Raw genomic sequence first — 25552 nt, 5'->3', positions numbered from 1 at the left:
CGACGCGACGGCGGTCAGATCGCGACGTGGAACTTCGGCCCCGGGCCTGAGCCTTCGGGACGCTCCCCGGCGAGCACCGCCGGCAGGTCGTCGAGCGCCACGGTCGCGGCGACGAGCGGGCGCGGATCGACCTGCTGATGCGCGTACGCGCGGATGGTGCCCTCGAGGCCGGGTGACGCGCTCAGGATGCCGACGGCGGTGACGTCGCCGAGCGCGAGCATCCGGGTGTCGAGCAGGCTCGGCGAGCCCGCGAGGCCGATGTAGACGACGCGCTTGCCGGGTTCGACGAGCTCGACCGCCCGTGCTGGCGACTCCGGTGCGTTCGAGGCGTCGATGACCGCGTCCCACGGCAGCTCCGGGAGCGCGTCCTCCGACCATACGTGCTCGAAGCCGAGGGAGCCCGCGAAGTCAAGGGAGCGTTCGCTGCGCCCGAGCAGATGCACCTCGGCGCCGCCGGCCCGCGCGAACATCGCGCAGAGCAGCCCGATCGTGCCGGGTCCCGCGATGAGCACGCGATCCCCGGGCTCGAGGTCGGCGGCCTGCACGGCGCGGAAGGCGTTGCCGCCGGGCTCGACGAGCGCGCCGGCGGCGTCGTCCACGGTGTCGGGGAGCGCGTGCAGCGCACGGGCGGGCACGGCGACCTGCTCGGCGAGCGCACCCGGCCTGCCACGACGGATGCCGAGCTCGGATCGGTCGGCGCAGACGTGCTGGTAACCCGTGCGGCAGCGGCGGCACACCCCGCAGCCGAGCATGGTGTCGCCGGTGACGCGACGACCGAGCCACGACGGATCGACGCCGTCGCCGATCGCGGACACGACACCCATCCACTCGTGGCCGATTCGCATCGGGTAGGTCGCCTGCCCGTCGTGGAGGTACTGCATCTCGCCGCTGAAGAACTCGAGGTCGGTCCCGCAGATGCCGGCGCGACCCACGTCGACGACGACCTCGCCGGGCACCGCCGCGGGCGCCGGCACGTCCTGCACCTCGGCACGACCCGGGCCGGTGATGACGAGCGCCCTCATCCCAGTTCCTCGTCCGTCGCCTCGCCCATCTCGTCGAGGAAGCCCGACCACAGCGGTTGGGGCAGCCCGGTGACGCCCGGAACGATCGTGAAGAGGCATCCGGAGTGCGGGTACTGCTCGAGCTGCTCGGGAGACAGCTCGTCGGCAGCGGTGGTGATGACGAGCGTGTCGAGCCGCGGCCCCGCGAACGCGACGCTCGTCGTGTGCGGGGCGGGCACCTCGATCGCGCGGACGAGCTCGCCGCCCGGGGTGTAGCGGCGCACCTCGCCGAGCCCCCAGACGGCGACCCAGAGATGGTCCTCGGCGTCGACGCACATGCCGTCGGGGAAGCCCTGGTCGAGCTCGACGAGCAGCTCCCGGCGCCCGGTCGCTCCGCTCTCCATGTCGTAGTCGCGCGTGTACACACGCCGCCGGAGCGTGTCGATCGTGTGCAGCCGCGTGCCGTCGGCCGACCATCCGAGGCCGTTCGCGAGGGTGAGATCGCCGTCGAGCACGCGGCGCGAGCCGTCGCGCTCGACCACCAGCAGCTCCTCGCGGTCGGACGGCCCGGCGAGCGACAGCGTGCCCACGAGGTAACGGCCCGCGGCATCCGGCTTGCCGTCGTTGAACCGGCGCGCACCGTCGCTGCCGAGCACGGGGATGGTGCGGATGATCCCGCCGTCTCGCACCACGACGAGATGGTCGCCGTTCGCGACGATCCACTCCCCGCTCGCCGACGGAGCCATGGCACCGACCGTTCCCGGCAGCGAGACCCGGTCGACCACCTCGATCGTCCCGTCGTCGAAGAGCGTTCCCGTGAACACCTCGCCGCGTCGGATGTCGACCCAGTGGATACTGCGGCTCACCGGGTCCCAGAACGGTCCTTCGGAGAGCACGCCCGGCTCTGCGGTGGCGAGCGTCAGCCGGTCGGCGCTCATGCGGGGGACTCCGGTGCCGACATGCTCGCGCGCCTCCCCTCTCGGGCCATATGCTCACCGCAGTCTCACATGACGGACCCGTATTCCGAAGGGTGGACATCATGAGCCAGGTCCTGCGGAGTTCCGCCTGGTACTCGGGCGACGACCGCAACGCGTACATCCACCGGGCGTGGATGCGTCGTGGCGTGCCCGACTCGGCGTTCACGGGTCGGCCGCAGATCGCGATCGCGAACACCGCGTCCGACCTGACCCCGTGCAATGCGCACCTGACCGAGGTCGCCCAGTCGGTGAAGCACGGGATCTACGAGGCGGGCGGCATCCCGCTGGAGCTGCCGGTGGTGTCGCTGGGCGAGACGCAGGTGCGTCCGACGGCGATGCTCTGGCGCAACATGGCCGCCATGGCGACGGAGGAGATGCTGCGCGCGAACCCGATCGACGGGGTGGTGCTGCTCGGCGGGTGCGACAAGACGATCCCGTCGCTGCTGATGGCCGCGGCATCCGTGGACCTGCCCGCCGTCGTCGTGCCCGGTGGGCCGATGCTGACCGGGCACTTCCGCAACGAGGCGCTCGGATGCGGCACCGATGTGTGGCGGCTCAGCGAGGAGGTGCGCGCCGGAACCCTGAGCGAGGCGATGTTCCTGAAGTCGGAGTCGTCGATGATCCGCTCGAAGGGGCACTGCAACACGATGGGCACGGCCTCGACGATGGCGCTCGTCGCGGAGGCGCTGGGCACGGTGCTGCCAGGACTGGCCGGCACGCCCGCGCCCGACGCGCGGCTGCTCGAGGCGGCGCACGAGACCGGGCGCCTCGCGGTGGAGCTCGTCGCGGACGACCGGCGGCCGTCGAGGTTCCTCACCGCCGGGAGCTTCCACAACGCGATCGTCGCCCTCGCCGCGATCGGCGGCTCGACCAACGCGGTCGTGCACCTGCTGGCGATCGCCGGGCGGCTCGGGATCGAGCTGACGATCGACGACTTCGACCGCATCGGCGAGCACGTCCCGCTGCTGGTGAACCTGCAGCCCGCGGGGAAGTACCTGATGGACGACCTGTACCGGGCGGGCGGGTTCCTGGCCGTCATGCGCGAGGTGCGCGACCTGCTCGATCCCGACGCGCTCACGATCACGGGCCGGCCGTTCGTCGACTACCTCGACGACGCCCGGATCTGGGATCCCGAGGTCATCACGCCGCGCGAGGCTCCGCTGCTCCCCGCCGCCGGGATCGCGGTGCTGCGCGGCTCACTCGCGCCTGGCGGGGCGATCGTCAAGCCCGCCGCGGCATCCCCGCACCTGCTGAAGCATCGCGGCCGAGCCGTGGTGTTCGACTCGGTCGAGGACTTCCACGCCCGCATCGACGACCCCGACCTCGACATCGACGCCGACTCCGTGATGATCCTGCGCGGCTGCGGTCCGCGCGGCTACCCCGGGATGCCCGAGGTCGCGAACATGCCCCTGCCGAAGAAGCTCCTCGAACAGGGCGTGCGCGACATGGTCCGCATCTGCGACGGCCGCATGTCGGGCACCGCGTACGGCACCGTCGTGCTGCACGTCACCCCCGAGGCCGCCGCCGGCGGGCCGCTCGCACTCGTGCGGACCGGTGACTGGATCGCGCTCGACGTGCGTGGCGGCCGGCTCGACGTCGAGGTGCCGGCCGACGAGCTCGCGGACCGCCGGCCCGACCAGGCGACGATCGACGGCTACGCGAACCCGCGCCGCGGCTGGGAGCGCCTCTACGTCGACCACGTGCTGCAGGCCGACCGCGGCGCCGACCTCGACTTCCTCGTCGGCGGCTCGGGCTCGACGGTCAGCCGCGATTCGCACTGAGGCGCAACATCCACCTCTGCAGGCGTTCGACGGATGCCGCGACCGCGCGTTCGCCGACCTTGCCGCACCTGCGGGCCGGGACTAGATTGCGCCGTGTCGGGGGCCGCGCCGACACCTCGTCGACCGGGTGCCGCGCCTGGGACGCATCCGACGAATCGAGGTCTCGCATGCCGGCCCATCGGGAGCACCGACACACGCTCGCCGCGGGATGCGCCGTCGGCGTGCTTGCGCTGTTCGCGGGCTGCAGCCTGGGCCCGGTCGCCCAGACCGGGACGGGCAGCCCCGTCGCGTCGGACGCGTCGACCGCGGCATCCGATGCCTTCGTGCCCGGCGACGGCGACCGGTCGGGCCTCGTCGACCTCGGCGACGGTCGCGAGGTGTTCCTGCAGTGCAGCGGCAGCGGATCGCCGACGGTCGTCCTGATCTCGGGCGCCGGCGTGGCCGCCGACGATTGGGAGTACGTCGGCGACCCGACCAGTGCGACCGACCCCGCGGTGCCCTCCGGTGACGCCGTCTACCCGCAGGCCGCCGAATCGACGCGCGTGTGCGCCTACGACCGGCCCGGCACCGAGCAGATGGAGGGCGAGCCGAGCCGATCGACCGAGGTGCCGCAGCCGACGACGTCGCAGGATGCCGCAGCGACGCTGCAGGCGCTGCTGACCGCCGCCGAGGTGCCAGGGCCCTATGTCGTCGTCGGGCACTCGTGGGGTGGCATGATCGCGCAGACCTTCGCGCGGGAGCACCCCGACGATGTGGCGGGCCTCGTGCTCGTCGACCCCGGCTCCCAGTATCTCCAGGAGACGCTGCCGCCCGAGGTCTGGGACCGATGGATGGCGGACGCGGCGGCCGCCGGCGCGTCCAAGCCCGGCGCCGAGACGCCCGACTACCCGGCCAGCTTCGCCGCGCTCGCCACCACTCCGCCGCTCCCCTCGATGCCCGCGGCCGTGCTCACCGCCGACCGGCCGTTCGACTACCTCGGCATCGGTGACGCCACCACCTACTGGCCGGCGTGGATCGAGGCGCAGACGCGACTGGCGGCCTCCCTCGGCGCGACGCACGTCACGCAGACCGACAGCGGCCACTTCATCGGCAACGAGCACCCCGAGCTCGTGCTCGAGCAGATCCGCGCGGCGATGATCATGGGCAGCACATCGGGCTGAGCGCCGGTCGCGGCGCCGAGAGTGCTCGAACGGTCGGAATGACGCGAACATTCCGACCGTTCGCGCACGCTCGATCGTTTCAGCCGCGCCCGCTCGCCGTGAGGATCAGGTCGGCGATCTCGCGGGGGTGCGTGACCATCGAGAGGTGGCCGCTCTCGAGCTCGATGCGCGTCGCGCCCATCCGCTCGGCGACGAACCGCTCGAGCTCGGGTGACGTCGTGCGGTCCTGCGCCGAGATCGCGTACCAGCTGGGCTTCTCGCGCCAGGCCGCCACGGTCGTGCGGCTCGCGAAGAGCGTGTCCGTGATCGGTCCCTGGACGGCGAAGAGCACGCGCGCCCTGGCCGCGTCGACGCCGTTCGCGAAGTTCTCCAGGAACGCCTCGTCGCCGAACTGGATGAAGCCGGCGTCCTTGACGAGCCCCGCCATTGCGGGCGGCGTCGGGAAGCGCGCGGCGAGCGCGGCGTAGTCCTCTCCGACGTCGGGGCCCCGGGCGGCCACGAACACGAGCGCCGAGACGTTCGGGTGCAGGCCCGCCTCCGAGATGACCGTGCCGCCCCACGAATGCCCGGCGAGCACGGTCGGGCCGTCCTGGCGGTCGAGCGCCCGTCGCGTGGCGGCCACGTCGTCGTCGAGCGTGGTGAGCGGGTTCTGCACCGAGGTGACCGACAGGCCCGCCTGCTGCAGCAGCGCGATGACGTCGGCCCACGAGGACCCGTCGGCGTACGCCCCGTGCACGAGGACCACGTTCCTCGCCGGGACGCTCGCCCCGGCGGATGGATCGGCTGGCATGGACATGCGGGCTCCTTCCGGATGTTCGGTCGGGTCGTGCCCACCATACGTTCGGGCCGGGGCTTCGATCTAGACTCGCCCTGAAGGCAGCACCGCGCGGCATCGCAGACGTGGATCGGGGGCCGGCATGGTCTGTGCACTGGTGGTCATCGAGCGACGGGCCGGCGTTGTCCGCACCTGACGTCCGCGGCGAACCGCGATCCGAGCCGCGCGGACCCCGCCGGCCCGAGTCGAGCCTGGCCGAGCGCTGGACCCGGATCGACGGCGTCGACGTGTTCTACCGCGAGTCGCCCGACGCACCGCCCGACGCCCCGGTCATGGTGCACCTGCACGGCTTCGGGCTCTCGGGCCGCTACCTGCTGCCGACCGCCGAGCGGCTCGCGGACGAATACCGCACGTACGTGCCCGACCTCCCCGGGTTCGGGCGGAGCTGGCGAGCGCCGCGAGCGCTCGACGTGCCCGGGCTGGCGCAGACCGCCGCCCGGTTCCTCGACGACCGCGGCGTCGAACGGGCGACGCTCGTCGGCAACTCGATGGGCTGCCCCGTCATCACGGAGTTCGCCTACAGCTTCCCCGACCGCATCGACCGAGCGATCCTCGTCTCACCGGCCGGCGGGGTCTACAACCAGCCGCTCATGGGCGCCATCACGCAGCTCGCGCGCGACGGCGGCCGCGAGCCGAAGCGGATGCTGCGGGTGGCCGTGCCCGACTACCTCAAGTTCGGCATCCCGAGCACCGTACGCATGTTCCGGTCGCTCACGCGCTACCCGTCGTACGAGCGCCTGCTCGCCCTGCACATCCCGACGCTCGCCGTGGTCGGCGATCGCGATCCGCTCATGCCGCCGCCCGCCATCGTCCGCGAGGTCGCGACCAACACCGACAACCACGTCGTGCTCGTCGTCATCGAGGGGGCCGCGCACGCGATCAACTTCAGCCATCCCGACGAGCTCGCGCACGTCATCCGGCTCTTCATGGCCGACCGTCCGATCGTCGACGACCCCGACGCGCCGGGGCTCGCCCACGTCGAGGAGGTCCACCGCAGCCCGCACCACCCACCCGTCACCGACGCGTAGCCCGAGGAGCCCTGATGGCCATCAACCCGATCGAGCGAGCGCAGATGCTGAAGGCGCTGGCGTCCGAGACCACCGCGGCGATCGGCGCGCTCGCCGACAGCGGCGAGGTCGCGCCCGGCAGCGCGGTGTTCGACGCGGTCGCGAAGCTCGCCATCCAGGCGAACGGCATCTCGAACGTGCTCGTCGAGGTGCTGAACGAGCTGCGCACCCGCTGAGGTCGCGATCGGAACGGCCGCAGCCGCTGGCGGAAGAGCTGCGTCGGGCGACCGCGCAACCGGTTGCGCCCAGCCGTACCGTGTGAGCGGACGAACGCCGGCGGTGGGGGCCCCGCCGGCAGGGCCTTCGATCCCGCACGTCCTCCGCGGCACACCCCCGCCCGCGGACCCCCGACCGGTTGGAGCACCCGATGGGCACCCTCATCTACAACGGCGGCATCTCCCTCGCCGTCGACGACCGCACCATGGCGCACCTGCAGGTCGTCATCATCAACAAGCTGCGCCGTCGCGAGTCGTTCACGTTCACGTGGGACGACGGCGCGCAGCAGACGGTGTGCTGGATCGGCCCGTCGATCGCGATCGAGTTCGTCTACTCGGGCAACCGTCGTCCGGCGCTGAACCGGGCCTGGCTCGAACTGCTCGCCCTCTCGGCGAACGCGAACAGCGGCCTCATGGCCGTGCCCGAACCGCTCGAACCGCCGCGACCCGTCGGACGCCCCGGCGAGGGCGTGCCCGGCGGCGTCCCCGAGCCGATCAGCGTCTGAGCGTCTCGGCCGGGTGCTCGCCGAACGCCCGGTGGTACGCCTGCGCGAACCGCGACGGGTTGGCGAAGCCCCAGCGGCGAGCGACCGCGGCGACGGTGAGGTGCCCATCGGATGCCGCGAGCTCCGCGCGCGCCCGCTCGAGACGGATCCGCCGCAGCACCTCCGACGGTGATCGGCCGAGGTCGCGCGTGAACGCGTAGTGCAGGCCGCGGGCGGAGATGAACGCGGCATCCGCGACCTGCTGCACGGTGATGGCCTCGCCCGCGTGCTCGTGCATGTAGTCCACGGCGCGACGCACGACCGCCGACGGCGCGGGGTGCGCGGGGGCACGCTCCGTGACGTCGATCCAGCTCGTGTCGAAGGCGTGCAGGAACGCCGTGGCCAGCTGGTGGAACATCCCCTCGGCGAAGATCGGCGAGTCGAACGCCTCGGGCGCCTCGGCGAGCATGCGCTCGAACGCGCCGAGCGCCAGGCTCCAGTGGCGGGCGCGCTCGGGGGACACGGGTGCGGTGCCTCGCCGGACGAGGCGGAACGACGGATCCCCCGCGGCCGATTGCGCGATGCGCTCGACGGCGCCGAGGTCGAGCCGCACGAGCTTGGCGTCGAACGCGTCCCAGCGCCCGGCGAGCCCCTCCGACGGCACGAGGAACGGCCGCGACGTGTCGACGGCCTGCCGGCCGTGCGCCAGCTGGTAGCCCCGGCCGCGGCTCATGACCACGACGAGGTCCTCGGATCCCGACGTCGCAGCGCCCGACCCCTCGAACGAGTACTCCATGACCGTGAAGCGGTCGCCGGCGGTGGTCGCGAACGTCGATCGGAAGCCCTCGCGTTCGACCCGTCCGAGGCGGACATCGGGAAAGTGGGCGCCGAGCTCGCGCTCGGCCGAGTCGAGGTCGTGGATGACGACCGCCGTGCGCGTCACACCGCTCATTCCAGCTCCTCGGGGGTCGGGTCCTCCCATCGGTGCGACCACTGTACGCGCCCGCGTGCGTCCGGCAGAAGTTCCGTGTTGGAGCGCGACTGTCAAGGGGCGGCGGCGAAGGCCCCCGCGTGCGAGGCTGACGCGATGGACACCCAGGACGCACCCATCGAAGACGGCAGCGGCGAGGCGGGCATCGACGAGAAGATCGCGGGCGTGGCGGAGCAGATGCGCGGCGACGCCGCCCTCGGGCACGTCGACGACCTCACGGCGATGGCGCGCCAGCGGCTCCAGGAGGCGAACCTCCCGACGGACGAGGCCACCGTGGCCGCGGTCGTCGACGCCGCCCGGCGCGGCTGACGCCTGCCGCCCGCCAGCGGGGGCGCCGCAGGGCGGCGCGCCCGATCAGCGGTTGCGGCGCGACCACTCCAGCAGCCGGTCCACCGGCCAGGTCGTGACGATCCGCTCGGCGGGCACGCCGTTCGCCTCCGCGCGCGCCGCCCCGAGCTCGAGGAACGCGAAGTGCCCCGGCGCGTGCGCGTCGCTGTCGATGCTGAAGAGGCATCCGGCCTCGAGTGCGAGCTGGATGAGGTCGTCGGGCGGATCCTGGCGCTCGGGCCTCGAGTTGATCTCCACCGCGACGCCGTGCTCGGCGCAGGCGGCGAAGACCGCCTGCGCGTCGAAGGTCGACTGCGGCCGGGTGCCGCGCGAGCCCTCGACGAGGCGTCCGGTGCAGTGGCCGAGCACGTTCATCTGCGGATCGGCGATCGCCCCGATCATCCGGCGGGTCATCTCGCGCGACTCCATGCGCAGCTTCGAGTGCACGCTCGCGACCACGACGTCGAGGCGCGAGAGCATCTCGGGCGTCTGGTCGAGCCCGCCATCGAGCAGGATGTCGACCTCGATGCCCGAGAGCAGCCGGATGCCGCGGTCGCCGCGGGCGTTCAGGTCGTCGAGCACGCCGAGCTGCTCGGTCAGCCGCTCGACGCTGAGCCCGTTCGCGACGGTGAGGTTCGGCGAGTGGTCGGAGACCACGAGGTACTCGAGGCCGACGAGTTCGGCCGCGCGGGCCATCGTCGCGATGGGGGTCGTGCCGTCGCTCCACTCGGTATGGCTGTGCAGGTCGCCCTTCAGCTGCGCCCGCAGGCCGGGCTTCGCGGCCGAGACCGCCGGGCCGCTGCGCTCGCGCAGGTCGGCGAGGTAGTCGGGCACCTCGCCGCCGACCGCCTGGGCGATGACCGCGTACGTGCTGTCGCCGATGCCCTTCGTGCGCTTCAGCCGGCCGTCGCGCACCCGCGCCGCGAGCTCCTCTGCCGTGTACTCCTCGATGATCGCCGCGGCTCGGCGGAACGCCGTGGACTTGTACCTCGAGGCTCGGTCGCGCTCCAGCAGGAAGGCGATCTCCTCGAGCGCCGCGACGGGATCCATCCCCCCATTCTGGCGACCTCGGACCTTCGACGTCGCGGATTCAGGCGATCGGTCGCGATTCAGGCTGATTCGTGCGGAATCGGCCTGAATCGAGCGCGATCGCCTGAATCCGGCGCGAGCGCCAGCAGTTCGACGGATACCGCTACAGCTCGACGACCGTCATGCCCGAGCCCGCGCCGCCGGCCGTGCCCATCGCGGCGAGCGCCGCGGGCACCTCGTCGAGCGCGATCGTGCGGCCGACGAGCTCGACCGGACGGAAGTCGCCCGACGCCACCGCGCCGAGCATCGACGGGTACTCGTGCGCCGCCATGCCGTGGCTGCCGAGGATCTCGAGCTCGCCGGCGATGACCGCGTCCATGGGCATGGCCGCGAGCGCGTTGTCGCCGAACATGAGGCCGATCTGCACGTGGCGGCCGCGCTTCTTGAGGCTGCGCACCGAGTCGAGCGCGGTCGCCGCCGAGCCGTACGCGTCGAACGACACGTCGACGCCCCCGCCGGATGCCGCGACGATCCGCTCCGCGGCGCCCTCACCGCCGCGCACCGGCACCGCGCCGAGCTGCTCCGCCGCCTCGAGCGCCGCGTCGGACACGTCGACCCCGTAGACGGTCACGCCCGCCGCGACGGCGATCATGATCGCCGACAGGCCGACGCCGCCGCATCCGTGCACCGCGATCTGCTCGCCCGGGGCGAGGCGGCTGCGCGACACGATCGCCCGGTAGGCGGTGGCGAAGCGGCATCCGAGCGAGGCGGCCTCGACGAAGCCGAGCGAGTCGGGCAGGCGGATGAGGTTGCGCGCCGCCTCGTCGACCACGACGAGCTCTGCGAACGAGCCCCAGCGCGTGAAGCCCGGCTGCGACTGCGCGTCGCAGACCTGCTCGTTGCCCGCGAGGCACTCGGGGCAGCGGCCGCACGCGCAGATGAACGGCGCCGTGACCCGGTCGCCGACGCGCCAGCCCGCCTCGGCGGGCACCTCCGACCCGAGCGCGGCGATCTCGCCCGCGAACTCGTGGCCGGGCACGTGCGGGAGGGCGACGGTGTCGTCGTGGCCCATCCAGGCGTGCCAGTCGCTGCGGCAGACGCCCGTGGCGCGCACGCGGATCACGGCGCCGCGCGGCGGGCACACGGGCTCCGGCACGTCGGCGATCCGGGGCGTCTCGCCGAAGGCGTTCACGAGCACGGCACGCACAGGGGTCCTCCGATCGGGGTCGCTCCGCCGACGGGCTGGGGGAACCACGTGACGGATGCCGCGGCGGCACCTGCTGAGGGGGAGGAGACGGTCCGCGGCACTGCGTTCCGTCGCCGCAGGTCGCGCGCGACATCCGCGATGTTACCTCGCCGCGCAGGTCCATGCGTCCGCACGGAGTTGCGGCGGCGTGACAGGATTGTGTAACAATATCGCATGCGTTTCGTCGTCGCGGTCCTCCTCGCCTCGGTGTGCTTCGGCACGACCGGCACGGCGCAGGCGCTCGGGCCCGAGGCGAGCTCCGCCTCCGTGGGTGCCGCGCGCATCCTGATCGGCGGCGGCGCGCTGGGGCTCATCGCCCTCTTCCTGTACTTCGCCGGGCGTCGAGGCGGCGCGACCGGGACATCCGCCGCGTCGACGCCCGGCGTCGGCCTCGCGGCTCGGCGACGGGTGCCCACGTGGGTGATCGTCGGCATCGGTGCGCTGGGCGTGCTCGCGTACCAGCCCGCCTTCTTCGCGGGCACCGCCGCGAACGGCGTCGCGGTGGGCACCGTCGTGGCACTCGGTTCGGCCCCGGTCATCACGGGCGCGCTCGACTGGATGCTGCGGCGCCGCTACCCGGGACACCGCTGGCTCGTCGCCACCGCGATCGCCACCGCGGGCGTCGCGATCCTCGCCGGCGCCACCGACCAGGGCTCAGCGGGCGCCAGCCCGCTCGGACTGCTCGCCTCCCTCGGCGCGGGCGCCTCGTACGCGGTCTACACGCTGGCCGGCAAGGCGCTGCTCGACCGCGACTGGACGCCCACGGGCAGCATGGGCGCGCTCTTCGGCGTGGCGGCGATCGCGAGCCTCCCGGTGCTCCTGTCGACGGATGCCTCGTGGCTCGCGACCGGGCCCGGCCTCGTCATGGCGCTGTGGCTCGGCCTCGTGACGACGACGCTGGCGTACGTGCTGTTCGGGATCGGCCTGCGCGGACTCGCGCCCGCGACCGTGTCGACGCTCACCCTGGCCGAGCCGCTCACGGCGGGCATCCTGGGCGTCGCGGTGCTCGGCGAGACCCTGTCGGCGGGCGGTTTGCTCGGCCTCGCGGTGCTCGCCGCGGGCATCGTCGTGCTCGCCACGACGGGCCGCGGCCGGGCGCCGCAGCCGGCGGTCGCCTGACCGTCCGCATGTCGGTGGCCGGCGATACCGTCGAGCAATGGACGTCATCCTCATCCCCGGTTTCTGGCTCGACGCGTCGTCATGGGAGCGGGTGACCCCCCTCATCGAAGAGGCCGGTCATCGCGTGAATCCACTCACTCTCCCCGGACTCGAGTCGCCCGACGCCGATCGCTCCGACATCGGCCTGCGCGACCACATCGACGCGGTCGCCGAGATCATCGACGGCTATCCGGCCGACGCGCAGCTCGTGCTCGTCGCCCACTCGGGCGGCGGCGCGATCGCGCACGGCGTGGCCGACGCCCGACCCGACCGCATCGCCCGTGTGGTCTACGTCGACGCGGGTCCGCTCGGCGACGGCAACGCGGTCAACGACCAGCTGCCGGTGGTCGACGGCGAGATCCCGCTGCCCGCCTGGTCGGTCTTCGACGACGCCGACCTCGTCGACCTCGACGACGAGCTGCGCGCGCAGTTCCGCGAACGGGCGATTCCCGAGCCCAAGGGCGTCGCCTACGACCCGATCGCGCTCGGCGACGAGCGGCGCTACGACGTGCCGATCACGATCATCGCGTCGGAGTTCCCGAGCGCGGCCCTCGTCGAGTGGATCGCGGCCGACTCGCCGTTCACGCGCGAGCTCGCGCAGGTGAAGCAGGTCGACTACGTCGACCTGCCCACCGGGCACTGGCCGCAGTTCACGAAGCCCGTGCAGTTGGGCCAGGCGATCGCCGCGGCGATCGGGTAGGCCCGCGTCACTGCGCCGATGAGAGGAATCCCGCGACCGCGTCGGTGATGCGGTCGCGGGTGTCCTCGTCGGACGCGGTCGCCGTGTCGTCGCCCGGCTGCGGGCCGTAGTCGCCGAACGCGGCGTGGTTCGCGCCCGGCAGCAGCACGGTCTCCGCGGTCGGCGGCAGCAGGTGCGCCGCGTCGGCCACCTTCTCGGGCGTCGAGAGTCCGTCGCGCTCGCCGACGAGCGAGAGCACCCGCAGGTCGGTGTCGGAGAGGTCGTTCGCGCAGTAGCTGCCGAACAGCACGACGCCGGCGACCGGCGGGTCGGCCGCGGCATCCGTGCCCGTGCCCGCGAGCTGGCAGGCGCGCACTCCGCCCAGGGAGTGGCCGCCGACGTACCACTCGGACACGTCGGGGGCGTCGGCCGTGAACGCCGACAGCGGGCGCGTGTCGAAGAACGCGAGGTTGAGCGTGGGCTCGGTGATCACGACGGTCGCGCCCGACTCGGCGACGATGCCGCTGAGCTTCCACAGGTAGGCGGAGGGGTCGACGCGCGCTCCCGGGATGAACACGAGTCCGACGTCGCTGCCGCCCTCGGCCGGCTCGATGACGAACGAGCGCTCGGTGCGCGTGATGGTCACCTCGGGGTCGCGCCACGCCTCGAGCGAGGCGGGTCGCTCGCCCGCCATGACGAGGTGCGCCCAGACCAGGAACACGACGACGGCGAGCACGAGGATGCCGACGACGCCGAGGGTGATCCCCACGACGCGGCGGCGGATCACCGACCGACGCAGATCACAGCTGCGAGCCGTCGATCGAGAAGGTGTCGCACGACTGCGCCCCGCCCTGGTACCCGGTCTCGAACCAGCGCACGCGCTGCTCGCTCGATCCGTGGGTGAACGAGTGCGGCGACACCTGCCCCTGCGTCGCCTCCTGGATCCGGTCGTCGCCGACAGCCGCGGCGGCGTCGATCGCCTGCGCGTACTCGTCGCGCGTGATCGGCTGCAGGAACGGGACGCCCCGCTCATCCGTGGTCTGCGAGGCGGCCGCGGCCCACGAGCCGGCGAAGCAGTCGGCCTGCAGCTCGGTGCGCACCGAGTTCGACGTCGGTCCGGTCTGGCCGTCCTGCGCGCGCTCGAGGATGCCCGCGAGGTTCTGGATGTGGTGTCCCCACTCGTGCGCGACCACGTACATCTCGGCGAGCGGGCCGCCGCTCGCACCGAACTGGCTCTCGAGCTGGTCGTAGAAGGTCGTGTCGACGTAGAGGGTCTGGTCGGGCGGGCAGTAGAACGGGCCCGTCGCCGACGAGGCGTTGCCGCAACCGGTCGCGACGGCATCCGTGAAGAGCACGAAGCCCTGCGGGCTCGCGTAGGCGACCCCGATGGTCGGCGCCGCGTCGACCCAGTAGTCCTCGAGGGACGCGGCCGCGCCCTTCATGCGGCAGTCGATGCGCTCGTTGGCGTCCTGGCCGGTCTGGCACTCCTGGAGGGCGGAGTCCTCGGCCGCAGGCTGGCCGCCGCCTCCGCCGAGGAGACCGGTCACGTCGACGCCGAGGAGCTGCGAGATGATCACCAGCGCGATCACGCCGAGGCCGCCGCCGACGGCGATGCCGGTGTTGCGTCCGCGCTTCGAGGTCTTGCCACCGCCGATGTCGGCGTTCGGGTTGAACGTCATGGCATGACGCTACTCTCCGCGGGGCTTCGGGAGCCGATCTCCGCCGTCTTCGGGCGAGGGGTTGACGACGTCGGGTCGGGCGGGGATGAAGCCCCTCCGGTGCCGGAGCGGTCCCGTGTCGACGGTGACCGCGTCGTCGTGGTCCGACTCATCCTCGTCGTCGACCGACTCATCCTCGTCGTCGGCCGACTCATCCTCGTCGTCGTCCGACTCGTCCTCGTCCTCGTCGTGGCGCCCGTCCGAGTCGTCCGCGACCGCCTCGTCGCCGTGCGCCTCGACGCCGCCCTCGTCCGCGACGACTCCGCCCTCGTCGTCGGCAACGTGGGTCGCGGCATCCGTCACCGGCTCGCCGTCGTCGCCCTCGTGATCGCGCGCGAACCGGTCGGTCGCCCGGATGAGCGCGTCGAGGATGCCCGGCTCGTCGAATGCGTGCCCGGCGTCGGGGATGAGGTGGAACTCGGCTTCGGGCCAGGCGTTGTGCAGGTCCCAGGCGGTCATCGCGGGCGTGCACATGTCGTACCGGCCCTGCACGATGACGGCGGGGATGCCGGCGAGCCGCGGGGCGTCGCGGATGAGCTGCCCCTCCTCCCACCAGCCGCCGTGCCGGAAGTAGTGGTTCTCGATGCGCGCGAACGCCGTGGCGTACTCGGGCGCCGTGAACCGCGAGATCGTGTCGGCCTGCGGCAGGAGCGTGATCGTCGACGACTCCCATCGCGACCAGGCGATCGCGGCGGGCTGGTGCACCTCGGGATCGGGGTCCTTGAGCAGCCGGCCGTAGGCCTCGATGAGGTGCCCGCGCTCGAGCGCCGGCACGGGCGCGAGGAACTCCTCCCAGAGGTCGGGATACACGGCCGCAGCACCGCCCTCGTAGAACCAGTCGAGCTCCTGCCGGCGCAGCGTGAAGATGCCGCGCAGCACGAGCTCGGTGACGCGCTCGGGGTGCGTCTGCGCGTAGGCGAGGGCGAGGGCGCTGCCCCAGGACCCTCCGAAGACCTGCCACCGATCGATGCCGAGGTGGTTGCGCAGCCGCTCCATGTCGGCCACGAGGTGCCACGTGGTGTTCGCCGAGAGGTCCGCGTCGGGCTCCGATGCGTGCGGGATGGAGAGGCCGCAGCCGCGCTGGTCGAACAGCACGATCCGGTATCGCTCGGGGTCGAACAGGCGGCGATGCTCGGGAGTCGTGCCGGCGCCGGGTCCGCCGTGGAGGAACACCACGGGCTTGCCCTCGCGGTTGCCCGACACCTCCCAGTAGATGTGCTGGCCGTCCCCCACGTCGAGCATGCCCGTCTCGAGCGGCTCGATCTCGGGATAGAGGTCTCTCATGCCGACACGCTAGACGATCCGCGGATGCCGCCGACACCCGCCGCGCCGCCGCTGCACCCCCACCGGCCCACGTGCCGCCCGCTCCCAGCCTCGCGTCGTACGCTCCCGCCATGCGCCCCGTCCCGGCATCCGCGGCTCCTGGGCAGGAGTCCGTCTGGGACTACCCGCGTCCCCCGCGCGCCGAGGCCGTCGACGTGCGCGTGACGATCGACCTCGGCGGCGAGCGCGTGGTGGACACGCGCGACGTCGTGCGCGTGCTCGAGACCAGCCATCCGCCCGTCTACTACGTGCCGATCGCGGCGTTCGCACCCGGTTCGCTCGAGCCCGCGGCGGGCCGGTCGTTCTGCGAGTTCAAGGGCGCGGCCCGCTACCTGACCGTGCGGGGCGGCGACTCGGTGGCCGAGCGCGCGGCGTGGAACTACCCGACCCCGTCGGCCGGGTTCGAGGTGCTCGCCGATCGCGTCGCCGTCTACGCGGGCCCGATGGACGCGTGCACGGTCGACGGCGAGACGGTGGTGCCGCAACCCGGCGGGTTCTACGGCGGCTGGATCACGTCCGACGTCGTCGGCCCGTTCAAGGGCGTGGCGGGCTCGTTCGGCTGGTGACGCGTCCGGCGTCGGGCGCGCGGCGTCGGTCTCCTGTCGCGCGACAGCTCCTCGTTCCCGCGCGCACACCCGGGCATAGTCTGTGGGTATGGCCGCGAAGAAGCCGATCACGATCACGATCACGGGCGCCGGGGGGCAGATCGGCTACGCGCTGCTCTTCCGCATCGCCTCTGGCGCGATGCTCGGACCCGACACCCAGGTGCGGCTGAACCTCCTCGAGATCCCGCAGGGGCTGCGCGGCGCCGAGGGCGCGGCACTCGAGCTGCACGACTCGGCCTTCCCGCTGCTCTCGCACGTCGAGGTCTACGACGACCCGACCGCGGCCTTCCGCGGCACGAACCTGGCCCTCCTCGTCGGCGCGCGACCCCGCACCGCGGGCATGGAGCGCGGCGACCTGCTCGCGGCGAACGCGGGGATCTTCGGCCCGCAGGGCGAGGCGATCAACGCCGGCGCCGCCGACGACGTGCGCGTCGTCGTGGTGGGCAATCCGGCCAACACGAACGCGCTCATCGCGGCGGCGCATGCTCCCGATGTCCCGGCCGATCGCTTCACGGCCCTCACCCGCCTCGACCACAACCGCGCCCTGGCGCAGCTCGCGCCGACCGTGGGCACCCCGGTGAGCGACATCCGCGACCTCACGATCTGGGGCAACCACTCGGCCACGCAGTTCCCCGACGTCGCGCACGCCACCGCGGGCGGGCAGTCGGTGGCCGCGCTGCTCGCGTACCGCCTCGGCGGCCCCGACGCCGCACGCGAGTGGCTCGTCGACCACTTCATCCCGCGCGTGGCGAAGCGCGGCGCCGAGATCATCGAGGTGCGCGGCTCCTCGTCGGTCGCGTCCGCGGCGAGCGCGACGATCGACCACGTGCATGACTGGGTGCTCGGCACCTCCAACGGATGGACGAGCGCCGCCGTCGTGTCCGACGGATCGTACGGCGTGCCAGAGGGCCTCGTGTCGTCGTTCCCGGTCGAGTCGGTCGACGGCGCCTGGCGCATCGTGCAGGGGCTCGAGCTCGATGCGTTCGCGCGGCACCGCATCGACGTCTCCGTGGCCGAGCTCCAGGACGAGCGCGACGCGGTGCGAGCCCTCGGCCTCGTGTAGCGACAGCAGCAGCGGGCGACGCAGGCGTCGCGGAAGGGGAGCGACCGACGATGACGACGGATGCCACGACCCTCGACCTCGACGGCTACGTGCTCGCGGTCGACGAGCAGTTCGACGGCGACGACCTCGCCGACACGCGCTGGCTTCCCTACTACACACCGCACTGGAGCTCGCGCGCGGCGACACGTGCCCGGTACGAGGTCTCCGACGGCACGCTGAAGCTGCGCATCGACCGCGACACCGAGCCGTGGTCGCCCGAGTACGACGGCGACGTGCGGGTCTCGCACCTGCAGACGGGCCAGTTCTCGGGCCCGCTCGGCAGCCCGGTGGGCCAGCACCGCTTCCGCGCCGGACTCGTCGTGCGCGAGGAGCAGGACGAGGAGCGCCTCTGGCTGCCCCACTTCGGCGTCATCGAGGCCCGTGTGCGGGCCATCCGGCATCCGTCGGCCATGGTCGCGCTCTGGCCGATCGGATTCGAGGACGAGACCGCGAACTGCGGAGAGATCTGCATCTTCGAGATCTTCGGCAGCGAAGTGGGCGAGGACTCGGGCCTCGTCGGCGTCGGCGTGAAGCCGCAGCACGACCCGCGACTCGTCATGGACTTCGAGAAGGTGCGCGTCGACGGCGACCTCACCGAGTTCCACGACTACGCCGTCGAGTGGCTGCCCGAGCGCCTGCGCTTCTTCGTCGACGGGCGGCTCGTGAGGACCGTGGAGCAGTCGCTCGCCTACCCGGTGCAGCTCATGCTCGACGTCTACGAGCTGCCGACGGATGCCCCGCGCGACCTCGACGCCCTGCCGTTCGTGTTCGAGGTGGCGCACGTGCGCGAGTACCGCTCCCGCTGACCGCGCACCCGCGCCGCCTAGGCTGGAGGCATGGCCTCCGAACCGATGACCCCCGCCCGCCGCAAGCAGCTCATCGTCGGGCTCGTCGTGGGCGCCGTGGTCGGGGTCGGCATCAGCCTCTGGACCGGGTTCTGGCTCTGGCTCGCGGCCGGCCTCGCGGTCGGCCTCGCGGCCGGAGCGCTCATGAAGCCGCCGTCGGAGTGACCTCAGCGCGCTGACGCGACGTACGCCTCGATCCCGTCGATGACGCGGGCGAGACCGAAGCGGAACGCGCGCTCGGGATCGGACGGCGCGCCGTACTCCTCACCGGCCGCCTGCCCGACCCGGCCTGAGATGGGGTAGCGCGTCGGATCCATGATCTCGCCGAGCACCGGCGCGTTGCGCTCCCACCACTCCTCGTCGGTCTCGGTCGTCGAGCGGTGCAGGCGCTCGGCGTCGACGTAGGCGCGCGCCGGCCCGGAGACGAAGCCGACCACGAGCGTGATCACCTGGTCCATGTCGAGATCGCTGAGCCCGAGCCCCTCGATGGCCCGCAGGCTCCACTCCCAGCGGTCCGAGACGTTCGGGCCGAGCGGCGGCCGGCTCGTGTCGATCGAGAGCAGCCACGGATGCCGCAGCAGCTCGTCCCACGTCAGCTGTGCCAGCTGCTCGAGGCGCTCGCGCAGCGATCCCCGCAGCTCGGGCAGCGGCTGCTCGCCCGCGACCCGGTCGACCATCAGGTCGATGAGCTCGGCCTTGCCCGGCACGTAGGTGTACACCGACATCGGCTTCAGGCCGAGGCGCTCGGCGATGCGGCGCATCGAGAGCGCCTCCATGCCCTCCTCGTCGGCGAGCGCGATCGCCGTGTCGACGACCGCGTCGACGCTCGCGCGCTGCTTCGGACCGCGCGAGCCCACCGGCTCGCCCAGCCGGTCGCGCCACAGCAGGCGCAGCGTGCGGTCGGGCTCGCCCCGGCCCGTGGATTCGGTCGACACGGGGGCTAGCCTACATTCTCCGTATGATGTACGGTCAAATGAAACAACCCCGTACGCCATACGCTGAAAGGGTCCGATGACTGCCACCCTCACTCCCCCTCCAGCCCTCGAGGCCGTGGGCCTGCGAAAGCGCTTCGGGCGCGAACCGGCGCTCGACGGCTTCGACCTCGCCGTCGCGGCCGGCACCGTGCACGGCCTGCTCGGCCCGAACGGCGCCGGAAAGACCACGGCCGTCCGCTGCCTCACCACGCTGACCTCGTTCGACGCGGGCACCGCCGCGATCGCCGGCGTCGACGTGCGGCGCGATCCGGCGAGCGTGCGCGAGCGCATCGGCCTGGTCGGCCAGTTCCACGCCGTCGACGACGCCCTCTGCGCACGGCAGAACCTCATGCTCTTCGCCCGGCTCAGCGGCCTGTCGAAGCGCCGGGCGGCGACGCGCGCCGGCGACCTGCTCGAGGCCTTCGGGTTGGCGGATGCCGCGGACCGCCCGACCTCGGGGTTCTCGGGCGGCATGCGCCGCCGCCTCGATATCGCGGCGGGCCTCGTGCTGACACCGGCCATCCTGTTCCTCGACGAGCCCACCACCGGACTCGACCCGCGCGGCCGCGCCACCGTCTGGCAGGCCGTCCGCGAGGTCGCCGCCGCCGGCACCACGGTGCTCCTCACGACACAGTACCTCGACGAGGCCGACCAGCTCGCCGACCGCGTCTCCGTCATGGACCACGGCCGGGTCATCGCCGAAGGCACGCCGGCCGAGCTCAAGCGCCGCCTCGGCGGCGACCGGGTCGAGGCCGTGCTGGCCGACGCGAGCCGGCTGGCGGATGCCGCGGACGCGATCTCGCAGGTCACGGATGCCGCGGCATCCGTCGATGCGGACACCCGGACCGTCACGGTGGAGGTCGCCGACGGCGCCAAGGCGCTCGCACCCATCGTGCGGGCGCTCGACGCCGCGGGGCTCGACGTGGACGACCTCGCGCTGCGCCGCCCGACGCTCGACGAGGTGTTCCTGCATCTCACCGCACCCGGCCAGGTGCCCGAGTCCGCGCCAGACGCCCCGGATCCCGACCGCGCACCGTCCGCCCGATCCGACGAGGAGGTCTCCCGATGAGCGCCGCGACCCACCCCACGCCCGCCCGCGGCATCGCCGCCGCCCCCGGGTTGCGCGACCGCCGCTCGAATCCGCTCCGCGAGGGCGCGCTCATCGCCGGGCGCGACGTGCTGCACCAGGTGCGCGAGCCGTGGGGCGTCGTCTTCGGACTCGCGTTCAACATCATGCTGATCCTGCTGTTCGCGTTCCTCTTCGGCGGCGCGATCGAGGTGCCGGGCGGCGGCGACTACATCGCCTACCTCCTGCCGGGGATGTTCGCGCTGGCGATGCTGTTCGGCCTCGAGACCACGATGACCGCCATGTCCGAGGACGCGAAGCGCGGCATCACGGACCGCTTCCGGTCGCTGCCGATCTCGAGCGCGTCGGTCGCGCTCGGGCGGGCGATCGCCGACCTCGGCAACTCGGTGCTCAACCTGGCGGTGCTGATGGTGGGCGGCCTGCTCATCGGCTGGCGGCCGACGACGGGGCCCGCGGAGATCGCGCTGGGCGTGCTGCTCCTGCTGTGGCTCCGGTTCGCCCTGCTGTGGGTCGGGATCTTCCTCGGGCTCCGCTTCCGCGGCACGGGCGCCACCACGGCGGTGCAGGTGCTCGTGTGGCCCGTCGGCTTCCTCTCGACCGTGTTCGTCTCGGCAGAGACGATGCCCGGGTGGCTCGGGGTGATCGCCGAGTGGAACCCTGTCTCGGCGACCGCCACGGCAGCACGCGAGCTGTTCGGCAACCCGACCGGGGTCACGACCGGATGGCTCGCGGAGAACGCGGTGCTCGCGGCATCCGTGTGGCCGCTCGCGATCGCACTCGTGTTCGTGCCGCTCGCGGCGTCGGCGTATCGCCGGCTGCGGAGGTAAGCACCCCCGGTGATCGAGTAGCGCCGCGCGAAGCGCGACGCGTCTCGAGATCCGTCACCCGGTCTCGATACGCGTCCGCCTCCGGCGGGCGCTACTCGACCACCTGTGAGCTACTTCTTCGAGTTCTTCTCCGGAGCGGGCAGCGTGCCCGCCGCGCGGCGCTCCGCGTAGTACGCGCGGGCCTCGTCCTGGCGCTCGAGCTCGGCGCTCGTCGCGATGCTCGCGCGCAGGTGCTCGGGCGCGAAGCCGAACGCGTCGACGAGGTCCTGCGCATGCGGGCGCAGGCGCTCGACGAGCCGGTCGATGTAGGCCGTGACGGCCTGCCCCCGCTGCGGCGAGAGGCGACCGTGGATGAGGTACCACGCGAGGTGCTTCTCGACGAGGCCGAGGCCGAACAGGTCGCGCACCCACGTGAGCACCTGCTTCGTGCCCGGGTCGGTCGTCTTTGCGAGGCCGCGCGTGAACGCCTCCCACTGCAGCAGCTCGGCGTGCGCCCGGGCGGCCTCGATGAGCTCGTTCTGGTTGCGGTTGAACGCGGCCGCGGAGTCCGCCTTCGGCAGCTTGCGCGCATCGCGGAGCCGGCCCGCGATCTCGGCGATCATCGTCTCGACGCGGCCGGTGAGCAGCTCGCGCTGCGTCTCCTCGTCGCGGAGCTCCGAGACCGAGCGGGCCGTCGACCCGAAGTCGGCGATCGTCTGCGCGAGGCGGCGCAGGCCCGAGCCGTGGTAGGCACGGTCGGCCGTCTGCGCGACGACGTAGCGCGCGAGCGCGCCGGCGTCGGCGTTCGCGAACTGCTTCGAGTAGTCCGTGAGCAGGCGCTTGGCGACGAGCTGGAGCAGCACGTTGTTGTCGCCCTCGAACGTCACGTAGATGTCGAGGTCCTGGCGCAGGCCGACGATGCGATTCTCGGCGAGGAACCCGGCGCCACCGCAGGCCTCGCGGGCCTCCTGCAGCGTCTCGAGCGCGTGCCACGTCGAGAGCGGCTTCAGCGCCGCGGCGATCGTCTCGAGGTCCTGCCGGTCGTCATCGGTTTCGGCCTTTCCCGAGAACACCGCGTCGAACTTCACGAGGAACTCGTCGTGCGCGAAGACCTGCGCGTACGTCGTCGCGAGCTTCGGGATGAGCCGGCGCTGGTGACGCTGGTAGTCGAGCAGCACCTCCTCGTCCACATCGCTCGCGGCGTTGAACTGGCGGCGCTGGTTGCCGTACGTGATCGCGATGTCGAGTCCCATGGCCGCGGCGATGGTCGACGCGCCGTCGAGCGACACGCGACCCTGCACGAGCGTGCCGAGCATCGTGAAGAAGCGACGGCCGGGGCTCGCGATGGGGCTCGTGTACGAGCCGTCGGGGGCGACGTCGCCGTAGCGGTTCAGCAGGTTCTCGCGCGGGACGCGAACGTCGGTGAAGTGCAGGCGACCGTTGTCGATGCCGTTGAGGCCGCCCTTGAGGCCGTCGTCCTCGCCGCCGACGCCGGGCAGGAACTCGCCCTGCTCGTCGCGGATCGGCACGTAGAACGCGTGCACGCCGTGGTTCACGCCCTTGGTGACGAGCTGGGCGAACACGACCGCCGCGATGCCGTGCACGGCCGCGTTGCCGAGGTAGTCCTTCCAGGCGCCACGGAACGGCGTGTGGATCACGAACTCCTCGGTCTCGGGGTCGTAGGTCGCCGTGGTGCCGATGGCCGCGACGTCCGAGCCGTGCCCGGTCTCGGTCATCGCGAAGGCGCCGGGCACCTCGAGGCTCATGATGCCCGGCAGCCACTTCTCGTGGTGCGGGGTCGTGCCGAGGTGCAGCACGGCGGCGCCGAAGAGGCCCCACTGCACGCCCGACTTGATCTGCAGGCTGGGGTCGGCGAGCACGAGCTCCTCGAACGCGGCGATGTTGCCGCCGTGGTCCTCCTCGCCGCCGAGCTCCTTCGGGAACGCCTTGTGCACGGCGCCCGACTCGACGAGGCGCTTGAGCTGCCCGAGCACGCGCTCGCGGTGCTCCTCCATGGACTGGCCGTCGATGCGCTGGTACTCGGGCTCCGCCGCGCGGGCGCGGGCCGCGAGCCGGATCTCGGGCCACGTGCCGAGGAGCTGGTGCGCGAGCTGCTCGACGTCGATGCGCGGCGAGTCGGGCTGCGCCGCGGCGGGCGGGGCCTGGATGGGCGCCGCGGACTGGTCGCGCGCGGGCGTCGCTGGGACGGTGGCGGCGGTCGTGTCGCCGGTCGTCTTCGAGGAAGTAGGGGTTGCCGTGTCAACCATCGTCGGTTCTGTCCTTCGCTGTTCGGCGGGCTGCCGTTCCACGCTAGGACGCCCTCACGAGGGCCGGAAACGAGGCGTCCGCCGCCTACAAACGGTGTGCGGGACCCCTCGGACGGGGCTGTCGGGACCCTACAAACACGCGCTGACCGCACGTTGCAGTGTCCACAAGCGGATGCCGCGGCATCCGTGCCCGGTGACAGCGGCGATGGGCGGATGCAGCGGCATCCGCCCATCGAACCGCGGTTCAGCTGCGGAAGAAGGCGTTCGCCCGCCGCGTCCAGAGCAGCGCGATGATCACGAGCGAGATGGCCGCGCCGACGTACTCGCCGATCGCACCGGCCGGGTACGCGATCGCGAAGAAGATCGAGATGATGATCGAGATCACCTCGAAGACCGTGATCACGACCCGGGCCCAGCTGCGGCCTCGCATGAGGCTGACGGCCACGACGATGACGATGGCGCCGACGAGGATCGCGCCGATCGCGGACAGGATGAGCTGACTGGCGCCGCCGAACTGCTCGACGGTCGAGGCGATGCTCGTCTGGAACAGCAGGATCGTGCCGCCCAGGATGTCGAGCGCACCCCCGATCCAGGTCAGCACGGCGACGAGCGTCACGCCGCCCGGTCGGTCGACGGAATTCGACATCGATGACTCCCCCACATCGGCGCCGCCAGGACGCGGCGCGCCTGGTGCGATGCTAGCGCTTGGCGCGTTCCTTGGCGCGGGCCGTCGCGTTGAAGTAGGCGCTCGCGGGGCGCGTCCAGAGCAGGATGAGCACGATCGCCGAGAGCGCGACGTTCGCCCACTCGCCGACCGGGTTGCCCATCCACGCCACCGCGAGGAACAGCGACTTGATGAGCGACAGCGCTCGCACGACGGTCACGATCATGCGCGCGACCCAGTTGCCGGTCCACAGGCCGAACGACAGGGCCACCACGATGGCGCCGAGGATCATCGACCCGATGGAGGCGGCCAGCACGCCGCCCGAGCCGCCGAACGCGGCGTTCACCGTGGGATCGTTCGCCTGGAAGATCAGCAGGATGCCCGAGATGATGTCGTACACGCCCGAGATGAACGCCACGACCGCGACGATCGAGACGACGACCGGCCGCTTGACCTCTGCAGAATCCGTCATGATGCGCACCCCATTCGCTTCGGGAGACGCGACCACTGCGTCCCGTGAGGCCGATGCTAGCGCGGTGGCGGATGCCGCGGCGAGGGCGCGCGGCATCCGCCGGACGATGGCGATCGCGACGGCTACGGTGCGGTGGATCAGCCCTCGAAGCGCAGGCCGTGGCCGAAGCGGAACAGCGGATCGGCGGTGTCGAATGGCACGTCAGGCCGGTTGGCCTCGACGGCGGCCATGCTCGACGGCAGGTCGAACGGCAGGCGGCCCTTGTCGCTCGGTTTTGAGCCTCAGGCGGTCGGTTCGTCGGGGGCGAGACCACGGAAGTACCGGCTCGCCTCTCCCGACCAGAGGAGGAAGAGCAGGGCGATCGCGAGGAGGGCGCTCAGGATCTCGCTCGGGAGCAGCGCCGGGTTGACGACGGCCAGCCAGATCGACTGCGCCAGCGAGAACACCTGCAGCACCGTCGCGGCGATCCGGGCGGTCGCGTTCCCGCGCAGCAGGCCGAAGGCGATGATGATCATCGCCGCACCGAGCAGCAGCGAGATGATCGCGGCGGTCACCACCAGCCCGGAACCGCCCATCCGCTCGACGACCTCGGGGTCCGCCTGCACGGCGAGCAGCATGATGCCCGCGATCACGTCGATGATGCCGGCGATGATCGAGAGCGCCGCCACGATCGTGACGCCGAGCGGCCGTTTCGTCGCGAACTGGTCTGACATGGCACTCCCTCGGTCGGGCGAACGG

At 72.3% G+C, this 25552-nt stretch carries 27 protein-coding genes and 1 pseudogene; 14 read left to right on the top strand and 14 right to left on the bottom strand.

The window, feature by feature from the left end; all coding sequences use genetic code 11:
* Positions 1 to 14: 14 nt before the first annotated feature.
* Both FYC51_RS11235 and FYC51_RS11230 read right to left on the bottom strand, forming a co-directional pair.
* The gene (locus FYC51_RS11235) at positions 15 to 1022 is read right to left on the bottom strand and encodes a zinc-dependent alcohol dehydrogenase (RefSeq protein WP_148733612.1); all 1008 of its coding nucleotides are present in this window, start codon (positions 1020 to 1022) and stop codon (positions 15 to 17) included.
* Entirely contained in the window at positions 1019 to 1939 is a 921-nt protein-coding gene (locus FYC51_RS11230) for an SMP-30/gluconolactonase/LRE family protein (protein WP_148733611.1), read from the bottom strand. Before FYC51_RS11230 ends, FYC51_RS11235 begins: the two co-directional genes overlap by 4 nt.
* Positions 1940 to 2040: 101 nt before the next feature.
* On the opposite strand from FYC51_RS11230, the gene FYC51_RS11225 reads away from it, so the two are divergent.
* Positions 2041 to 3759, top strand: a complete 1719-nt coding sequence (locus FYC51_RS11225) for an IlvD/Edd family dehydratase (protein ID WP_148733610.1) — start codon at positions 2041 to 2043, stop codon at positions 3757 to 3759.
* A gap of 167 nt (positions 3760 to 3926) precedes the next feature.
* Complete coding sequence (locus tag FYC51_RS11220) at positions 3927 to 4919, top strand: alpha/beta fold hydrolase (RefSeq protein WP_148733609.1); 993 nt, start codon at positions 3927 to 3929, stop codon at positions 4917 to 4919.
* A gap of 79 nt (positions 4920 to 4998) precedes the next feature.
* On the opposite strand, the gene FYC51_RS11215 is transcribed toward FYC51_RS11220, so the two are convergent.
* Complete coding sequence (locus FYC51_RS11215; protein WP_148733608.1) at positions 4999 to 5715, bottom strand: alpha/beta fold hydrolase; 717 nt, start codon at positions 5713 to 5715, stop codon at positions 4999 to 5001.
* A 161-nt stretch (positions 5716 to 5876) separates the two neighbouring features.
* Here FYC51_RS11215 and FYC51_RS11210 point away from each other — a divergent pair, with 161 nt between their 5' ends.
* The 3 genes from FYC51_RS11210 to FYC51_RS11200 all read left to right on the top strand — a co-directional run bounded on the left by FYC51_RS11210 (position 5877) and on the right by FYC51_RS11200 (position 7542).
* The gene (locus FYC51_RS11210) at positions 5877 to 6782 is read left to right on the top strand and encodes an alpha/beta fold hydrolase (protein ID WP_238476307.1); all 906 of its coding nucleotides are present in this window, start codon (positions 5877 to 5879) and stop codon (positions 6780 to 6782) included.
* A gap of 14 nt (positions 6783 to 6796) precedes the next feature.
* Positions 6797 to 6997, top strand: a complete 201-nt coding sequence (locus FYC51_RS11205) for a hypothetical protein (protein ID WP_148733606.1) — start codon at positions 6797 to 6799, stop codon at positions 6995 to 6997.
* A 191-nt stretch (positions 6998 to 7188) separates the two neighbouring features.
* A complete protein-coding gene (locus FYC51_RS11200) occupies positions 7189 to 7542 on the top strand; it encodes a DUF7882 family protein (RefSeq protein ID WP_238476306.1) in 354 nt (117 codons plus the stop codon).
* Here FYC51_RS11200 and FYC51_RS11195 read toward each other — a convergent pair.
* A complete protein-coding gene (locus FYC51_RS11195; protein ID WP_187432593.1) occupies positions 7532 to 8473 on the bottom strand; it encodes a helix-turn-helix transcriptional regulator in 942 nt (313 codons plus the stop codon). The two genes, FYC51_RS11200 and FYC51_RS11195, sit on opposite strands and share 11 nt — an antisense overlap.
* 135 nt (positions 8474 to 8608) lie before the next feature.
* On the opposite strand from FYC51_RS11195, the gene FYC51_RS11190 reads away from it, so the two are divergent.
* Positions 8609 to 8821 carry a hypothetical protein gene (locus tag FYC51_RS11190; protein WP_148733604.1) on the top strand — a complete coding sequence of 71 codons (213 nt, stop codon included), beginning with the start codon at positions 8609 to 8611 and terminating at the stop codon, positions 8819 to 8821.
* A gap of 45 nt (positions 8822 to 8866) precedes the next feature.
* Here the strand turns inward: FYC51_RS11190 and FYC51_RS11185 are convergent, their stop codons facing one another.
* Together FYC51_RS11185 and FYC51_RS11180 are read right to left on the bottom strand one after the other, a co-directional pair.
* Positions 8867 to 9889 (bottom strand): PHP domain-containing protein, encoded by a 1023-nt coding sequence (locus FYC51_RS11185; protein ID WP_148733603.1) that lies wholly within the window; start codon positions 9887 to 9889, stop codon positions 8867 to 8869.
* Positions 9890 to 10031: 142 nt separating this feature from the next.
* A complete protein-coding gene (locus tag FYC51_RS11180) occupies positions 10032 to 11075 on the bottom strand; it encodes a zinc-dependent alcohol dehydrogenase family protein (RefSeq protein WP_148733602.1) in 1044 nt (347 codons plus the stop codon).
* A 213-nt stretch (positions 11076 to 11288) separates the two neighbouring features.
* Between FYC51_RS11180 and FYC51_RS11175 the strand changes: the two genes are divergently transcribed.
* Positions 11289 to 12233, top strand: coding sequence for an EamA family transporter (locus FYC51_RS11175; protein WP_148733601.1), 945 nt, complete (start codon positions 11289 to 11291; stop codon positions 12231 to 12233).
* A 37-nt stretch (positions 12234 to 12270) separates the two neighbouring features.
* Positions 12271 to 12972, top strand: a complete 702-nt coding sequence (locus FYC51_RS11170; RefSeq protein ID WP_148733600.1) for an alpha/beta fold hydrolase — start codon at positions 12271 to 12273, stop codon at positions 12970 to 12972.
* A gap of 7 nt (positions 12973 to 12979) precedes the next feature.
* On the opposite strand, the gene FYC51_RS11165 is transcribed toward FYC51_RS11170, so the two are convergent.
* From FYC51_RS11165 to pip, 3 genes and pseudogenes are all read right to left on the bottom strand, one after another.
* Positions 12980 to 13720 (bottom strand): alpha/beta hydrolase, encoded by a 741-nt coding sequence (locus FYC51_RS11165; protein ID WP_238476305.1) that lies wholly within the window; start codon positions 13718 to 13720, stop codon positions 12980 to 12982.
* A gap of 31 nt (positions 13721 to 13751) precedes the next feature.
* Positions 13752 to 14630, bottom strand: coding sequence for a KPN_02809 family neutral zinc metallopeptidase (gene ypfJ, locus FYC51_RS11160; protein ID WP_148733599.1), 879 nt, complete (start codon positions 14628 to 14630; stop codon positions 13752 to 13754).
* 372 nt (positions 14631 to 15002) lie between these two features.
* Positions 15003 to 15953, bottom strand: a pseudogene (gene pip, locus FYC51_RS11155) (prolyl aminopeptidase); the annotation flags it as partial.
* 110 nt (positions 15954 to 16063) lie between these two features.
* Between pip and FYC51_RS11150 the strand changes: the two are divergent.
* From FYC51_RS11150 to FYC51_RS11135, 4 genes are all read left to right on the top strand, one after another.
* On the top strand, positions 16064 to 16558 hold the full coding sequence (locus tag FYC51_RS11150; RefSeq protein WP_148733598.1) for a DUF427 domain-containing protein: 495 nt from the start codon (positions 16064 to 16066) through the stop codon (positions 16556 to 16558).
* A gap of 88 nt (positions 16559 to 16646) precedes the next feature.
* Positions 16647 to 17660, top strand: a complete 1014-nt coding sequence (locus FYC51_RS11145; protein ID WP_148733597.1) for a malate dehydrogenase — start codon at positions 16647 to 16649, stop codon at positions 17658 to 17660.
* 50 nt (positions 17661 to 17710) lie between these two features.
* Positions 17711 to 18505, top strand: a complete 795-nt coding sequence (locus tag FYC51_RS11140) for a glycoside hydrolase family 16 protein (RefSeq protein WP_148733596.1) — start codon at positions 17711 to 17713, stop codon at positions 18503 to 18505.
* A 30-nt stretch (positions 18506 to 18535) separates the two neighbouring features.
* On the top strand, positions 18536 to 18709 hold the full coding sequence (locus FYC51_RS11135) for an HPP family protein (RefSeq protein ID WP_148733595.1): 174 nt from the start codon (positions 18536 to 18538) through the stop codon (positions 18707 to 18709).
* A 2-nt stretch (positions 18710 to 18711) separates the two neighbouring features.
* Here FYC51_RS11135 and FYC51_RS11130 read toward each other — a convergent pair whose 3' ends face one another.
* Entirely contained in the window at positions 18712 to 19479 is a 768-nt protein-coding gene (locus FYC51_RS11130) for a TetR/AcrR family transcriptional regulator (protein ID WP_238476304.1), read from the bottom strand.
* A gap of 76 nt (positions 19480 to 19555) precedes the next feature.
* Here FYC51_RS11130 and FYC51_RS11125 point away from each other — a divergent pair, with 76 nt between their 5' ends.
* Together FYC51_RS11125 and FYC51_RS11120 are read left to right on the top strand one after the other, a co-directional pair.
* Positions 19556 to 20587, top strand: coding sequence for an ATP-binding cassette domain-containing protein (locus FYC51_RS11125; RefSeq protein WP_148733593.1), 1032 nt, complete (start codon positions 19556 to 19558; stop codon positions 20585 to 20587).
* The gene (locus FYC51_RS11120; RefSeq protein WP_148733592.1) at positions 20584 to 21432 is read left to right on the top strand and encodes an ABC transporter permease; all 849 of its coding nucleotides are present in this window, start codon (positions 20584 to 20586) and stop codon (positions 21430 to 21432) included. Before FYC51_RS11125 ends, FYC51_RS11120 begins: the two co-directional genes overlap by 4 nt.
* A gap of 110 nt (positions 21433 to 21542) precedes the next feature.
* On the opposite strand, the gene FYC51_RS11115 is transcribed toward FYC51_RS11120, so the two are convergent.
* The 4 genes from FYC51_RS11115 to FYC51_RS11100 all read right to left on the bottom strand — a co-directional run bounded on the left by FYC51_RS11115 (position 21543) and on the right by FYC51_RS11100 (position 25527).
* A complete protein-coding gene (locus FYC51_RS11115) occupies positions 21543 to 23678 on the bottom strand; it encodes an acyl-CoA dehydrogenase family protein (protein WP_148733591.1) in 2136 nt (711 codons plus the stop codon).
* Positions 23679 to 23922: 244 nt separating this feature from the next.
* Positions 23923 to 24324, bottom strand: coding sequence for a DUF7144 family membrane protein (locus FYC51_RS11110; protein WP_148733590.1), 402 nt, complete (start codon positions 24322 to 24324; stop codon positions 23923 to 23925).
* Between the two features lie 52 nt (positions 24325 to 24376).
* Positions 24377 to 24814, bottom strand: a complete 438-nt coding sequence (locus FYC51_RS11105) for a DUF7144 family membrane protein (protein ID WP_148733589.1) — start codon at positions 24812 to 24814, stop codon at positions 24377 to 24379.
* Between the two features lie 281 nt (positions 24815 to 25095).
* Positions 25096 to 25527 (bottom strand): DUF7144 family membrane protein, encoded by a 432-nt coding sequence (locus FYC51_RS11100; RefSeq protein ID WP_148733588.1) that lies wholly within the window; start codon positions 25525 to 25527, stop codon positions 25096 to 25098.
* Positions 25528 to 25552: the final 25 nt, after the last annotated feature.

The sequence above is a fragment of the Agromyces mariniharenae genome (genome assembly GCF_008122505.1).
GTDB lineage: Bacteria > Actinomycetota > Actinomycetes > Actinomycetales > Microbacteriaceae > Agromyces > Agromyces mariniharenae.
The sequence above is the reverse complement of the archived record's forward strand: the minus strand, read 5'-3'. Positions and strand labels throughout refer to the sequence as shown.

Excerpts from the sequence above, each read along its gene's own strand:
- FYC51_RS11135 (WP_148733595.1), top strand. The coding sequence starts at position 18,536 with ATGGCCTCCGAACCGATGACCCCCGCCCGCCGCAAGCAGCTCATCGTC.
- FYC51_RS11200 (WP_238476306.1), top strand. The coding sequence starts at position 7,189 with ATGGGCACCCTCATCTACAACGGCGGCATCTCCCTCGCCGTCGACGAC.
- FYC51_RS11225 (WP_148733610.1), top strand. The coding sequence starts at position 2,041 with ATGAGCCAGGTCCTGCGGAGTTCCGCCTGGTACTCGGGCGACGACCGC.
- FYC51_RS11125 (WP_148733593.1), top strand. The coding sequence starts at position 19,556 with ATGACTGCCACCCTCACTCCCCCTCCAGCCCTCGAGGCCGTGGGCCTG.
- FYC51_RS11175 (WP_148733601.1), top strand. The coding sequence starts at position 11,289 with ATGCGTTTCGTCGTCGCGGTCCTCCTCGCCTCGGTGTGCTTCGGCACG.
- FYC51_RS11215 (WP_148733608.1), bottom strand. The coding sequence starts at position 5,715 with ATGTCCATGCCAGCCGATCCATCCGCCGGGGCGAGCGTCCCGGCGAGG.
- FYC51_RS11170 (WP_148733600.1), top strand. The coding sequence starts at position 12,271 with ATGGACGTCATCCTCATCCCCGGTTTCTGGCTCGACGCGTCGTCATGG.
- FYC51_RS11145 (WP_148733597.1), top strand. The coding sequence starts at position 16,647 with ATGGCCGCGAAGAAGCCGATCACGATCACGATCACGGGCGCCGGGGGG.
- FYC51_RS11185 (WP_148733603.1), bottom strand. The coding sequence starts at position 9,889 with ATGGATCCCGTCGCGGCGCTCGAGGAGATCGCCTTCCTGCTGGAGCGC.
- FYC51_RS11120 (WP_148733592.1), top strand. The coding sequence starts at position 20,584 with ATGAGCGCCGCGACCCACCCCACGCCCGCCCGCGGCATCGCCGCCGCC.
- FYC51_RS11105 (WP_148733589.1), bottom strand. The coding sequence starts at position 24,814 with ATGACGGATTCTGCAGAGGTCAAGCGGCCGGTCGTCGTCTCGATCGTC.
- FYC51_RS11110 (WP_148733590.1), bottom strand. The coding sequence starts at position 24,324 with ATGTCGAATTCCGTCGACCGACCGGGCGGCGTGACGCTCGTCGCCGTG.
- FYC51_RS11195 (WP_187432593.1), bottom strand. The coding sequence starts at position 8,473 with ATGAGCGGTGTGACGCGCACGGCGGTCGTCATCCACGACCTCGACTCG.
- FYC51_RS11220 (WP_148733609.1), top strand. The coding sequence starts at position 3,927 with ATGCCGGCCCATCGGGAGCACCGACACACGCTCGCCGCGGGATGCGCC.
- ypfJ (WP_148733599.1), bottom strand. The coding sequence starts at position 14,630 with ATGACGTTCAACCCGAACGCCGACATCGGCGGTGGCAAGACCTCGAAG.
- FYC51_RS11115 (WP_148733591.1), bottom strand. The coding sequence starts at position 23,678 with ATGGTTGACACGGCAACCCCTACTTCCTCGAAGACGACCGGCGACACG.
- FYC51_RS11190 (WP_148733604.1), top strand. The coding sequence starts at position 8,609 with ATGGACACCCAGGACGCACCCATCGAAGACGGCAGCGGCGAGGCGGGC.
- FYC51_RS11100 (WP_148733588.1), bottom strand. The coding sequence starts at position 25,527 with ATGTCAGACCAGTTCGCGACGAAACGGCCGCTCGGCGTCACGATCGTG.
- FYC51_RS11235 (WP_148733612.1), bottom strand. The coding sequence starts at position 1,022 with ATGAGGGCGCTCGTCATCACCGGCCCGGGTCGTGCCGAGGTGCAGGAC.
- FYC51_RS11140 (WP_148733596.1), top strand. The coding sequence starts at position 17,711 with ATGACGACGGATGCCACGACCCTCGACCTCGACGGCTACGTGCTCGCG.
- FYC51_RS11230 (WP_148733611.1), bottom strand. The coding sequence starts at position 1,939 with ATGAGCGCCGACCGGCTGACGCTCGCCACCGCAGAGCCGGGCGTGCTC.
- FYC51_RS11150 (WP_148733598.1), top strand. The coding sequence starts at position 16,064 with ATGCGCCCCGTCCCGGCATCCGCGGCTCCTGGGCAGGAGTCCGTCTGG.
- FYC51_RS11205 (WP_148733606.1), top strand. The coding sequence starts at position 6,797 with ATGGCCATCAACCCGATCGAGCGAGCGCAGATGCTGAAGGCGCTGGCG.